At 74.5% G+C, this 12046-nt stretch carries 14 protein-coding genes; 6 read left to right on the top strand and 8 right to left on the bottom strand.

Features of this window, described 5'->3' with window-relative positions; genetic code table 11:
• Position 1: 1 nt before the first annotated feature.
• Genes ASF47_RS12120 through ASF47_RS12105 form a run of 4 tightly spaced genes read right to left on the bottom strand, consistent with a single transcriptional unit; the run spans position 2 to position 3080 of the window.
• Positions 2-358, bottom strand: a complete 357-nt coding sequence (locus tag ASF47_RS12120) for a hypothetical protein (RefSeq protein ID WP_056864213.1) — start codon at positions 356-358, stop codon at positions 2-4.
• Positions 351-1658, bottom strand: a complete 1308-nt coding sequence (locus ASF47_RS12115; RefSeq protein ID WP_056864212.1) for a hemolysin family protein — start codon at positions 1656-1658, stop codon at positions 351-353. Before ASF47_RS12115 ends, ASF47_RS12120 begins: the two co-directional genes overlap by 8 nt.
• Before the next feature lie 7 nt (positions 1659-1665).
• On the bottom strand, positions 1666-2115 hold the full coding sequence (gene ybeY / locus ASF47_RS12110; RefSeq protein ID WP_056864211.1) for an rRNA maturation RNase YbeY: 450 nt from the start codon (positions 2113-2115) through the stop codon (positions 1666-1668).
• 5 nt (positions 2116-2120) lie between these two features.
• On the bottom strand, positions 2121-3080 hold the full coding sequence (locus ASF47_RS12105) for a PhoH family protein (protein WP_235558758.1): 960 nt from the start codon (positions 3078-3080) through the stop codon (positions 2121-2123).
• A 218-nt stretch (positions 3081-3298) separates the two neighbouring features.
• Between ASF47_RS12105 and ASF47_RS12100 the strand changes: the two genes are divergently transcribed.
• Positions 3299-3583, top strand: a complete 285-nt coding sequence (locus tag ASF47_RS12100; protein ID WP_056864209.1) for a hypothetical protein — start codon at positions 3299-3301, stop codon at positions 3581-3583.
• Positions 3584-3620: 37 nt separating this feature from the next.
• Here ASF47_RS12100 and ASF47_RS12095 read toward each other — a convergent pair whose 3' ends face one another.
• Positions 3621-3959: a histidine triad nucleotide-binding protein gene (locus ASF47_RS12095; RefSeq protein WP_056864208.1), complete on the bottom strand. Its 339-nt coding sequence runs from the start codon at positions 3957-3959 to the stop codon at positions 3621-3623.
• Positions 3960-4136: 177 nt separating this feature from the next.
• Between ASF47_RS12095 and ASF47_RS12090 the strand changes: the two genes are divergently transcribed.
• Positions 4137-5087, top strand: coding sequence for a Gmad2 immunoglobulin-like domain-containing protein (locus ASF47_RS12090; protein ID WP_056864207.1), 951 nt, complete (start codon positions 4137-4139; stop codon positions 5085-5087).
• Between the two features lie 258 nt (positions 5088-5345).
• Here the strand turns inward: ASF47_RS12090 and ASF47_RS12085 are convergent, their stop codons facing one another.
• The 3 genes from ASF47_RS12085 to hrcA all read right to left on the bottom strand — a co-directional run bounded on the left by ASF47_RS12085 (position 5346) and on the right by hrcA (position 8482).
• On the bottom strand, positions 5346-6086 hold the full coding sequence (locus tag ASF47_RS12085) for a 16S rRNA (uracil(1498)-N(3))-methyltransferase (RefSeq protein ID WP_056864206.1): 741 nt from the start codon (positions 6084-6086) through the stop codon (positions 5346-5348).
• A gap of 7 nt (positions 6087-6093) precedes the next feature.
• Positions 6094-7275: a molecular chaperone DnaJ gene (gene dnaJ / locus ASF47_RS12080; protein ID WP_056864205.1), complete on the bottom strand. Its 1182-nt coding sequence runs from the start codon at positions 7273-7275 to the stop codon at positions 6094-6096.
• A gap of 175 nt (positions 7276-7450) precedes the next feature.
• Positions 7451-8482, bottom strand: a complete 1032-nt coding sequence (gene hrcA, locus ASF47_RS12075; RefSeq protein ID WP_056864204.1) for a heat-inducible transcriptional repressor HrcA — start codon at positions 8480-8482, stop codon at positions 7451-7453.
• A gap of 274 nt (positions 8483-8756) precedes the next feature.
• Here hrcA and ASF47_RS12070 point away from each other — a divergent pair, with 274 nt between their 5' ends.
• The 4 genes from ASF47_RS12070 (at position 8757) to ASF47_RS12055 (ending at position 12037) form a co-directional block, all read left to right on the top strand.
• Positions 8757-9482 carry a hypothetical protein gene (locus ASF47_RS12070; RefSeq protein WP_056864203.1) on the top strand — a complete coding sequence of 242 codons (726 nt, stop codon included), beginning with the start codon at positions 8757-8759 and terminating at the stop codon, positions 9480-9482.
• Positions 9483-9981: 499 nt separating this feature from the next.
• Positions 9982-10842, top strand: a complete 861-nt coding sequence (locus ASF47_RS12065; protein WP_056864202.1) for an MBL fold metallo-hydrolase — start codon at positions 9982-9984, stop codon at positions 10840-10842.
• Positions 10843-10945: 103 nt separating this feature from the next.
• Positions 10946-11143 (top strand): hypothetical protein, encoded by a 198-nt coding sequence (locus ASF47_RS12060; RefSeq protein WP_056864201.1) that lies wholly within the window; start codon positions 10946-10948, stop codon positions 11141-11143.
• 48 nt (positions 11144-11191) lie between these two features.
• The gene (locus ASF47_RS12055) at positions 11192-12037 is read left to right on the top strand and encodes a DUF3097 domain-containing protein (RefSeq protein WP_056864200.1); all 846 of its coding nucleotides are present in this window, start codon (positions 11192-11194) and stop codon (positions 12035-12037) included.
• The last annotated feature ends 9 nt before the right edge of the window (positions 12038-12046 follow it).

Raw genomic sequence — 12046 nt, 5'->3', positions numbered from 1 at the left:
CTCAGGTGGTGGTGGTGCCCAGCAGGGAGCCGCGGGCGTCGCCGCGGTGGACCACGACCCCGGCCCCGGCCAGGTCGCGCACGGCGGCGAGGTCGGTGTCGGCGACCGCGTCGGCGTCGGTGAGCACGACGACGGCCTCCAGACCCTTCGAGCCCGAGGCCACGGCCATCGCCACGCAGACCCCGACGGCCGACACGGCCAGCGAGGGCAGCGCCACCGTCGCGGCGGCGTAGGTGCGTCCGTCGGAGTCGCGGACCGCCGCGCCCTCCGCGGCCCCGGTGCGGGCCCGGGTGGCGCGCGCCAGGGTCACCAGCTTGCGGTCCTCGGCGGAGGTCTCCTCGGTGCGGGTCTCAGTCATCGTGCTCCTCGTCGTCGTGGGCGGGGTCCTGCGGGGGCACGCGGCTGATCAGCACGGTGCCGATCCGGTTGCGCCGCCCGGTGGTCTGCTCGGCGGTGAAGCGCAGGCCGTGGGCCTCCACCTCGGAGCCGGCGATCGGCACCAGACCGAGGTGCTTGGCCATGAGGCCGCCGACGGAGTCGACGTCCTCCTCCTCGACCCGGTGGCCGAAGAGCTCGTCGAGGTCGTCGACGGGATAGCGGGAGGAGACCCGGAAGACGTCGTCGCCGAGCACCTCCACCTCGACCTCCTCGGCGTCGTACTCGTCGGTGATCTCCCCGACGATCTCCTCGAGGATGTCCTCGATGGTGACGAGCCCGGCGGTGCCGCCGTACTCGTCGACGACCACCGCGACGTGCTGGCGCCGCGCCTGCATCTCGGTGAGGAGCGCGTTGGCCGGCTTCGACTCCGGCACCCAGTGCACCGGGCGCATCACCTCGTCGATGCGCTGGGTGAGCGCGACCTCGGGGGCCTCGAAGTCGCGGCGCACGATGTCCTTGAGGTAGGCCATGCCGACGATGTGGTCGACGTTCTCCTCCACCACGGGCACGCGGGAGTAGCCCGAGCGCAGGAAGAGCGAGAGCGCCTGGCGCAGGTCCTTGTGGCGCTCGAGGAAGACCACGTCGCCGCGGGGCACCATGACCTCGCGCACCGTGGTGTCGCCGAGCTCGAAGACGGAGTGGATCATCTTGCGCTCGCTGGTCTCGATCACCGAGGACGCCTCGGCCAGGTCGACGAGCTCGCGCAGCTCGGTCTCGGTGGAGAAGGGACCCTCGCGGAAGCCCCGCCCCGGCGTGATGGCGTTGCCGACCGCGATCAGCAGTCGCGGCAGCGGGCCGAGGACACCCGTGATGACGGCCAGCGGGCCGGCCGACAGCAGCGCCACCGTCTCGGCGTGCTGGCGTCCCACCGTGCGCGGGGCCACCCCGACGGCGACGAAGGAGACCACCAGCATCACGAGGATCGCCGTGACGACGCTGCGCCACCACGCGCCGTCGTAGGCCTCGTCGATCTGGTCGGCGACCAGCACGATGGCCGAGATCTCGCACAGCAGCCGCAGCAGCAGGGCGGTGTTGAGGTAGCGCGGCGGGTCCTCGAGCAGGACGACGAGCCGGCGCGCGCCGGGGCGCCCCTCGGCGAGCAGCTCCTCGGCCCGGGCGCGGGAGAACGACGCGAGCGCGGCCTCGGCCGCGGAGAAGACGCCGGCGAGGACGACCAGGGCGGCCGCCGTCACCAGCAGCCCGAGATCGCCCGAGGTCACCGCCGGGTCACCGCGAGCGCCAGCCGGCGAGGAGCTCGTCCTGGAGACCGAACATCTCCCGGTGCTCCTCCGGCTCGGCGTGGTCGTAGCCGAGCAGGTGCAGGATGCCGTGGGTCGTCAGCAGCTCCAGCTCGGCCAGCGTGCCGTGCCCGGCCGTCTCGCCCTGCCGCTCCGCGACCACCGGGCACAGCACCAGGTCGCCGAGCACGCCCTCCTCGGGCTCCTCGTCGACCAGCCCCGGACGCAGCTCGTCCATCGGGAAGGCCAGCACGTCGGTGGGGCCCTCCTTCTCCATCCACTGCTCGTTGAGCTGAGCGATGGTGTCCTCGTCGACCGCCTTGATGCACAGCTCCGCGAGGGGGTGCACCCGCATGGCGTCCATGACGTAGCGGCTCAGCGCGGCCAGGTGCGCCACGTCGAGACCCCGGCCGGACTCGTCGAGGACCTCGATGCTCATCCCGCTCACCGCCCGGGGTGGCCCGCGCGGGACCGCTCGGAGCGCGCGCTCTCGGCGCGGGCGTCGAACTCGTCGTAGGCCGCGACGATCTTGCCGACCAGCTTGTGGCGCACGACGTCGCTGCTGGTGAGGCGGTTGAAGGAGATGTCGTCGACGCCGTCGAGGATGCCCTCGATGATCCGCAGCCCCGACTTCGTGCCACCCGGCAGGTCGGTCTGGGTGATGTCGCCGGTGACCACGATCTTCGAGCCGAAGCCCAGCCGGGTCAGGAACATCTTCATCTGCTCCGGCGTCGTGTTCTGCGCCTCGTCGAGGATGATGAAGGAGGAGTTGAGGGTGCGACCGCGCATGTAGGCCAGCGGTGCCACCTCGATGGTGCCGGCCGCGAGCAGCTTGGGGATCGACTCGGGGTCCATCATGTCGTGCAGCGCGTCGTAGAGCGGGCGCAGGTAGGGGTCGATCTTCTCGCTCAGCGTGCCCGGCAGGTAGCCCAGGTGCTCGCCGGCCTCGACGGCCGGACGGGTCAGGATGATCCGGGTGACCTCCTTCGACTGCAGCGCCTGCACGGCCTTGGCCATGGCGAGGTAGGTCTTGCCCGTGCCGGCCGGGCCGATGCCGAAGGTGATGGTGTGCTTGTCGATGGAGTCGACGTAGCGCTTCTGGTTCAGCGTCTTGGGCCGGATCGAGCGGCCGCGGTTGCTGAGGATGTTCATGCTCAGCACGTCGGCGGGACGCTCGGTGGTCTCGGCGCGCAGCATGCCGAGCACGCGCTCGACGGTCTCCGCGGTGACGCCCTGGCCGGTGCGGATGATCGTCACCAGCTCGTCGAGCAGGCGCTCGGCCAGCGCGACCTCGCCGGGCTCGCCGAGGAAGGTGATCCGGTTGCCCCGCACGTGGATCTCGGCGTCGAAGGCCCGCTCGATGAGCGCGAGGTGCTCGTCGCCGGCCCCCAGGAGGCTGACCATGTTGATGCTGTTCGGGACGACCACGGTGTGCCGGGTCTGGTGGGCGACGGACGGGCTCTGCGGGGCGTCGAGGTCGCGGGGGGTGCTCTCGGTCATGGATGCCCCGGTCGGGGCGCCTCTCGTGGTCGGCGGTGCGGCCGTTCCATCGTACGGCGCGCCGCCCGACCAGCCCAGCGGGTTCCTCGCTGGGAGCCGCGGGCGCGGCGTACGGTGGGCGCATGGCCGGTCCGGACGCGCACGTCGAGCAGTGGCCCGACGAGGACCCCGACGACCACGACGACGACACCGAGCCGTACTGGTTCCCCGGTCACCACCTCCCCGGCCACGCCCGCGGCATGGGGCTGACCCACCACACGCAGGAGGGGGCCCTGCTCGACTTCGCAGGCTCGCTCGACCCCAGCAAGCCGCTGCACAAGATCACCGCCTGGGTGATGCTCGTGGTCTTCGGCCTGCCGGTGTTCTTCTACGTGCTGCGCCTCGTGCTCGCCGTGCTGCCCGGCTGACCGGGCGCGCCGGCCCGGGTCCGCCCCGCCGACCGGCTCAGCCGGGCGGCCAGGTCATCGAGCGACCCGCGAGCAGGTGCAGGTGGGTGTGGAAGACCGTCTGGCCCGCGTCGGCGCCGGTGTTGAAGACCAGGCGGTAGTCGTCGTGGCCCGCGGCCGTGGCCACCGCGGCCGCGGTCGTCACCAGCTCGGCCGAGGCCTGCGGGTCGCCCGCGGCCAGCTCGGCGGCGTTGGCGTGGTGCTCGCGCGGCACGACGAGCACGTGGGTCGGCGCCTGGGGGTTGAGGTCGCGGAAGGCCACCGTGCGCTCCGTGACGTGCACCACCTCGGCCGGCACCTCCCCCGCCACGATCTTGCAGAACAGGCAGTCGGCCACGGGGCCCTCCGTCGGTGGGGTGCGTCGGGCCCCGGCGGGACCGCTCGGTCGTGCCGCCGGCGCAACCCCGGGGGCGCCCCGAGCGTCTCACCTGCGCCGACCCCGCACCAGCACCGACCCGACACGCGAGCCCCCCGCCTCCAGCGCTGGACCGGCTCCCACCCTGAGGATGGACCCATGACCGCTTCCCCCTGGACCCGTCTCGCCACCGTCGGTGGCACCCTCGCCCTCGGCGCCTGCGTGCTCGCGGGCTGCGGCGCCGACGACGACACCGCCGGCGACCCGACGGCCTCCGACAGCGCCACCGCCTCCACGACCCCCTCGGAGTCGCCCAGCGGCAGCGAGGAGCCCACCACCTCCCCCAGCGCCAGCGCCCCGACCGCCAGCGCCTCCGAGGAGCCGAGCCAGGACCCCGGCTCGGAGACGGTGCCGACCTACTTCGTGGCCGACGCCCCGCAGGGCCCGCGGCTGTTCCGCGAGTTCCACCAGGTCTCCGGCGACCCGCTCCAGGCCGCCGCCGACCTCGTCACCACCGGCGAGGCCACCGACCCCGACTACCGCTCGCTCGTGCCCGCCGGCACCTTCTCCTCCGTCTCCTACGACGGCGACGCCTTCGTGGTCTCCCTGCCCGACGCCTCGTGGGCCGAGCGCGGCGGCCTGTCGGCGCGCGAGGCCCGCCTCGCGGTGCAGCAGGTGGTCTACACGCTGCAGGGGGTGCAGCAGGAGCGGGCGCCGCTGCGCGCGGAGCTCGACGGCGAGCCCTCGACGCTCTTCGGGGTCGACACCTCCGCGGGCGTCAAGCAGGCGCCGCAGCTCTCGGTGCTGGGCCTGGTCAACGTCACGGCGCCCGAGCAGGGCGCGACCCTGTCGGGCACGGTCACGGCCTCGGGCCTGGCCAGCTCCTTCGAGGCGACCGTGCCGTGGGAGGTGCGCGACGCCTCCGGCGAGGTCGTGCTCGACGGGTTCGCCACCGCCGACGGCTTCATGGGCCGGCTCTTCCCGTGGACGACCGAGGTCGACCTGTCCTCGCTGGAGCCCGGCGACTACACCTTCGTCGCGTCGACCGACGACGCCGGCGGCGAGGGCCCCGGCCCCACCGAGGACTCCAAGGACTTCACCGTCGGCTGACCAATCCACCCGCAGCACGACTCCGAAGCACCAGGGCAGACGCTCCGGCCTCGTGGCGTGGGGGCCTTTTCCGGGTCCGGACCGTCTGCGGCGCTCGACCCCGGCCTCACACATCGAGGCCGGGGTCGAGCCGTCTCCGGAGCCCGCGCCGGGACAGAACCGGGGGAAGTCCGCCCAGGGCGGCGGAGACGACGGGGACGGTACCCCGCCGGCAGCGCGAGTACCCAACTTGACGTCGGCCCCGCGAGGTGGTGGGGCTCAGCCCCAGCGAGGCGTGGCCGCCAGCAGTGCCGCGACGGCGGCGAGCCCTGCGGTCGACGTGCGTAGCACCTCGGCGCCCAGGCGCACCGAGCGGGCGCCGGCCGCGACGAGGGCCGCGACCTCCTCCTCGGTCAGGCCGCCCTCGGGGCCGACGACCACGACGAGGCGACCGGAGGCCGGCACGCTCAGCGCCGAGAGCGCCTCGGTGGCCTCCTCGTGGAGCACCACGGCCAGGTCGGCCGCCGCGACGAGGGCGCAGACGTCCTGGGTGCGCGTGAGCGGGGGGACCTGCGGGTGCCAGGGGCGGCGCGCCTGCTTGGCGGCCTCCCGGGCCGTGGCCCGCCAGCGCGCCAGCGACCTCTCGGCCCGCTCGCCCTTCCACACCGCGACCGACCGCGCCGCGGCCCAGGGCACCACCTCCGCGACGCCGACCTCGGTCAGCACCTCCACGGCCAGCTCGCCCCGGTCGCCCTTGGGCAGGGCCTGCACCACCGTGACCGACGGCGCGGGCTCGGGGTGGTCGGCCACCTCCTCCACGACGGCCTCCAGCGACCGCTTGGCCGTGGCCGTCACGGCGGCCACGACAGTGCGCCCGCGGCCGTCGGTCAGCACCAGGCGCTCACCGACACGCATCCGGCGTACGGCGACGGCGTGGTGGGCCTCGTCGCCCTCGAGCGCGACGGGCGCCCCCACCCGGGCGTGGGCGAGGGTCTCGACGAGGTGCACCGGCAGCGACACGGCCGGCTCAGTGCGGGTTGAAGGCGTCGCGCAGGCGGCCGAAGACCGACTTGGTGCCGGGGCGCACCGACCCCGTGGGGGCCTCCTCGCCCCGCAGCGCGGCGAGCTCGCGCAGCAGCTCCTCCTGGCGCGCGTCGAGGCGACCGGGGGTCTCGACGGCGATGGTGACGACGAGGTCGCCCCGGCCGCCCCGCAGCCCGGGCACACCGCGCCCGCGCAGCACCTGCTCGGTGCCCGACTGGGTGCCGGGGCGGACCTCGATCTCGAAGCTGGTCTCCAGCTCAGTGGGCTCCTCGGGATCGGCCACGACGTCGGCCTCCAGGGTCGGCAGCGTGATCGTGGTGCCGAGCGCGGCCGCCGTCATCGGCACCGTGACGGTGCACTGGAGGTCGTTGCCGTGGCGGCGGAAGGTCGGGTGCTCGGCCACGTGGATCTCGACGTAGAGGTCACCGGCGGGGCCGCCGCCCGGCCCGACCTCGCCCTGCTCGGTCAGCTGCACGCGGGTGCCGGTGTCGACGCCCGCAGGGATCTTGACCGTCAGCGAGCGACGCGAGCGCACCCGGCCGTCGCCGGAGCACTCCCGGCACGGGTCGGGGATGATCGTGCCAAAGCCGCGGCAGGCCGCGCAGGGGCGCAGCGTGCGGATCTCGCCGAGGAACGACCGCTGCACCTGGGCGACCTCGCCCTGGCCCCGGCAGGTCTCGCACGGCACCGGCTGGCTGCCCGGTGCGGCGCCGTCGCCGTGGCAGGTCGAGCACAGCACCGCGGTGTCGACCTTGATCTCGCGGGTGACGCCGAAGGCGGCGTCGGCGAGGTCGACCTCGAGGCGGATCAGCGCGTCCTGCCCCCGACGAACGCGCGGGCGCGGACCACGGCCCTGGCCACCGCCCTGACCGCCGCCTCCGAAGAACGCGTCCATGATGTCGGTGAAGGAAAACCCGGCACCCTGCCCGAAGCCGGCCTGGCCGCCCCCACCGAAGGGGTCTGCGCCGCGGTCGTAGGAGGAGCGCTTCTGCGGGTCGGAGAGCACCTCGTAGGCCATCGAGACCTGCTTGAACTTCTCCTGCGACTCGGGGTCGGGGTTGACGTCGGGGTGCAGCTGGCGCGCCAGTCGGCGGTAGGCCTTCTTGATCGCGTCGCCGTCCGCGTCGCGGGCGACCCCGAGGAGGTCGTACAGGTCCTGGCTCACTGATGGTCCTTCGTCGTCGTCCGGGTGGTGCGTGCTGGTCGTGCGTCGTGCTCTGGCGTGCTGGTCTGGCGTGCTGGTCTGGCGTGCTGGTCTGGCGTGCTGGTCTGGTGGGGCGCGGGCGCTCGGGGGCCCCGGGTGCGGGGCGGGCCCGCGGGCCCGGCCGGCGAGGGCCTGCTCAGGCCTCGTCGAGGATGCGGGAGACGTAGCGGGCGACCGCGCGCACCGCAGCCATCGTGCCCGGGTAGTCCATGCGGGTGGGACCCACGATGCCGAGCGTGGCCAGCGACTCCTCGCGGGGGCCGTAGCCGGTGGAGACGACGCTGGTCGAGGACAGCTCCTCGTAGGGGCCCTCGGCGCCGATGCGCACCGTGACGAGCCCGCCGGTGCCCGACTCCCCCAGCAGCTTGAGCAGCACGACGTGCTCCTCGAGGGCCTCGAGCAGCGGGCGCACGGCGGAGTCGAAGCTGTCGCCGTACCTCGCGAGGTTCGCTGCGCCGCCGACGGCGACGCGGGCGTCGTTGCGGTGGTCGCTCATCGAGTCCACGAGCACCTCGACCACCTGCACGGTGGCTGCGCTCGGGCCCCGGCCGTCGGGGTCGCCGGCCTCGCCGAGGGCGCGCAGGGCCACGAGGGCCTCGGCGATGGTGGCGCCGGTGACGGTGCGCAGCACCAGCGAGCGCAGCTCGGCCAGCTCCTCGTCGTCGAGCTCCCCCTCGAGCTCGACTACGCGCTGCTCGACGCGCCCGGTGCTGAGGATCAGCACGACGAGCAGCCGGTGGGCGCCCAGGGAGACCAGCTCGACGTGGCGCACGGTGGAGCGCGACAGCGTGGGGTACTGCACCACGGCCACCTGCCGGGTCAGCTGGGAGAGCAGCCGCACGCTGCGCTGCACCACGTCGTCGAGGTCGACGGCGCCGTCGAGGAAGGTGGAGATGGCCCGGCGCTCGGCGGTGCTCATGGGCTTGACCGTGGTGAGCCGGTCGACGAAGAGCCGGTAGCCCTTGTCGGTCGGCACGCGGCCGGCGCTGGTGTGGGGCTGGGTGATGTAGCCCTCGTCCTCCAGCACGGCCATGTCGTTGCGCACGGTGGCCGAGGAGACGCCCAGCCCGTGCCGCTCGACGAGCGCCTTGGAGCCGACCGGCTCGTCGGTGGCGACGTAGTCCTCCACGATGGCTCGCAGCACGGCGAGCCTGCGGTCCTCCTGCATCCCGCCTCCTCCCGCCGGCCCGGTCCGGGGCCTCTGGCACCCGGCCGCGCTCGATTGGCACTCGATTCCGTGGAGTGCCAACTCTACAAGGTCGGGTCCCTCACGGCAGCCCGGGCGTGGACCGCGTCGGCCGCCGGGCGTCCGCGCTCCGGCGCGTGTGGCGGACCCGACTCGGAGAGCCCCTCCCCCGGACGACCCGAGTAGGTTAGGCTCACCTAACAACGACCACCCGTCACGGCGTCCGACCCAGGACCGCCCGCCGATCGGAGGCAGCATGACCGCCGAGAGCTCGACCCGTCCCCTCCACGACCCCTACCTGGTCGCGGCCGAGGCGCGCGCGGTCCTGTCGTGCGCCACCGACGCCGGGCTGGTCGTCGAGGGCGCCCCCGACGTGCTGCGCGACGACACCCTGGGCATGGCCGAGCGCGACGGCGTGCCGACCTTCACCTGCTCCCCCGCCGGCGACCTCGCCCTGGCCGCCGCCCGTGGCGCCGGGGCCGTGCTCACCGTCGACAGCGCCCTCGCCGGCCCCGCCGGCGCGCGGCCTCCCTCGGTGACGGTCTCGGGCCGCCTCTCCCTGGCCGGCCTGGAGGCCTGCCCCTGCTGCGAGGACGAGCGGCAGGTCGTGCGCTTGGTGCCCGAGCAGGTCGCCCTCCAGCTCACCGGCCCCGACGGCGTCGCCACCTCGCTGGCCGTGCCTGTCGAGGAGTACGCCGCGCCCGCCCACGCGCTCAACCGCGGCTACCTGCAGCGCTGCGTGGAGCACGCGGGCCGCTGCCACCCCGAGGAGCTGCGCGCCTCGGTCGCCCTGGCCGCCGGCGTGCCCGTCGAGCGCCTCATCGCCGCCGAGCTGGCCGAGCTCACCGCCGGCGGGGTCGACGTGCGCTGGATCGACGACGCCGGCGCCCACGTCACCCGCCTGGTCTTCCCCCGCGCCGCGCGCACGCCCGTGGAGCTGGCCGCGATGCTGCGGCGCGAGCTCGGCGCCGGCATCTGCTGACCGCTCCGACCCTCGCGCGGTCGGGGTCGCCCGGTCGGAGCGGACAGCAGGGGTCCTGAGCCGCCGAACCAGCGCCATTGCGCAGCGCGCACGCCTCGGGGCTCGCCGGTCTGCGTGATCGGAGACCACCCCGGCGGCCCCAGCCTGCTCAACCAGCGCAATTGCGGAGGGGGCAGGGCGCAGGGCTCACCGGTCTGCGTGATCCGCGACCACCCCGGCGGCCACACCCTGCTGAACCAGCGCAATTGCGCAGCGCGCACCCCTCGAGGCCCACCGGTCTGCGTGATCCGCGACCACCCCGACGGCCCCAGCCTGCTCAACCGGCGCAATTGCGCAGCGCGCACCCCTCGACGCCCACCGGTCTGCGTGATCCGCGACCACCCCGACGGCCCCACCCTGCTCAACCAGCGCAATTGCGCGGCGCGCCCCGCACCCCGCACCCCGCTCCCCGCGTCCCGCGTCCCGCGCCCCGCGCCCCGCGCCCGGCTAGGTTGAGCCGATGGACTTCGAGGAGATCGCCGACCGCGTCTGGATCTCACGGCGCGCGTGGTGCGACGTCAACGTCACGGTGGTGCGCGGTGAGCGCGGCCTGGTGGTGGTCGACACGCACGGGTCGCTGGCCTCGGGCCGCGCGCTGGTCGACGACGTCCGTGCGCTCGGCCGGGGCGAGGTGGTGGCCGTCGTGACCACCCACGACCACTACGACCACGCCTTCGGCACCGGGGCGTTCCTCGAGGCCTGGGGGCCCCTGCCCGTGCACGCCCACGAGACGGCCGCCGCGCTGCTCACCGAGGCCGCCCGGCGCGGCACGGGCGACTACCGGGGCGAGCACGCCGAGGAGGTCCACGCGACCGAGGTGGTCGCGCCCGACCACGTGTTCTCCTCCGCCGCGGTGCTGGACCTGGGCGACCGCGCCCTCGAGCTGGTCCACCCCGGCCGCGGTCACACCGCGGGCGACCTCGTGGTGCGGGTGCCCGACGTCGACGTGCTGCTGGCCGGCGACCTCGTCGAGGAGGCGCCGCCCGCCGGTGCCGGGGACGGCGCGGTGCCGGCGTACGGCGCCGACTCGTTCCCGTTGGAGTGGCCCTGGAGCCTCGACGTCGTGCTGTCGCTGACCACCGGTCGCTCGGTGGTCGTGCCCGGCCACGGGTCGCCGGTCGACCGCGACTTCGTCGAGGTCCAGCGCAACGAGATCGGCCTGGTGGCCACCGAGATCCGCGACCTGGTGGCCCGCGGCGTGCCCGAGGCCGAGGCCCTGGCCACGGGGGCGTGGCCCTACCCGGCCGCGACCCTCGCCGACGCGGTCGCCCGCGGCTACTCCCAGCTGCCGCGCACCCCGCGCCGGCTCCCCCTCGTCTGACCCGCCCCCCAGCCCCGCCGCGGCACCACGCCGTCACCACCCCACCCCGTCACCACCCCGCCGGGCGGTCGACCGCCCGCCCCCCGCGCACTAGCGTCGCCCCATGAGCGAGACCCCCGACGAGCCCAGGACCGGCATCTCCGACGACCAGCTGCCCGAGGACCTCGTGCCCGGCGACGACAACCCCCTCGCGGAGGGCCTGCCCGCCGGCGAGGACGCCGGCGACCTCCTCCACGACGGCAAGCCGGCCGCGGAGGCCGACGGCGACGACGACGGTGAGGAACCCGACACCCAGCACTGACCGGCGCGCCGGGCCGGCTCGCGGCGACGGGCGTCCTAGCCTGCTGCGATGAGTGATCGGTACGGCGGCGACGTGCTCTCCGGCGACTGGCGCGCCCCGAAGCGGGGCCGCGCGGTCGAGGCGCCCGCGGAGCTCGGAGCCGTGGTCGAGGAAGTCACCACCGACTGGGTCGGCGAGATCGTCGCCGTCGACCGGGACCTGCACACGCTGACGCTGGAGGACCGCCGCAGCAGGCGGCGCACCTTCCCCCTGGGCCCCGGCTTCCTGCTGGAGGGGCGCCCCGTCATCCTCGTGGCCCCGGCCCGCAAGGGTGCCCCCGCCGCGCCAACGCGCACCGCGTCGGGCTCGGTCGCCGTGCCGAGGGCGAAGGCGCGCGTCGCGCGGCAGAGCAGGATCTTCGTCGAGGGCCGCCACGACGCGGAACTGGTGGAGAAGGTCTGGGGCGACGACCTGCGCATCGAGGGGGTCGTCGTGGAGTTCCTCGGCGGCGTCGACGACCTCGCCGACCACCTGGTCGACTTCAGGCCCGGGCCGCAGCGGCGCGTGGGCGTGCTGGTCGACCACCTGGTGCCGGGGTCGAAGGAGAGCCGCATCGCCCAGGGCATCGCGCGCTCGGCGGTAGGCAAGCACGTCCTGATCGTCGGCCACCCCTTCATCGACGTCTGGCAGGCCGTGAAGCCCGACCGCCTGGGGCTGGCGGCCTGGCCGACGATCCCCCGCTCGGTGGAGTGGAAGAAGGGCGTGTGCCAGCACCTCGGCTGGCCGCACCGCGACCAGGCCGACATCGCGCGCGCCTGGAAGCACATCCTGGGCAAGGTGGCCTCCTACGACGACCTCGAGCCGGCCCTGCTCGGTAGGGTCGAGGAGCTGATCGACTTCGTCACGGTCGACTGACCGCGACCG

Origin of the sequence: Nocardioides sp. Leaf285 (assembly GCF_001422955.1) — a bacterium.
In the GTDB taxonomy this organism is placed as follows: Bacteria; Actinomycetota; Actinomycetes; order Propionibacteriales; family Nocardioidaceae; genus Nocardioides; species Nocardioides kribbensis.
The sequence above is the reverse complement of the archived record's forward strand: the minus strand, read 5'-3'. Positions and strand labels throughout refer to the sequence as shown.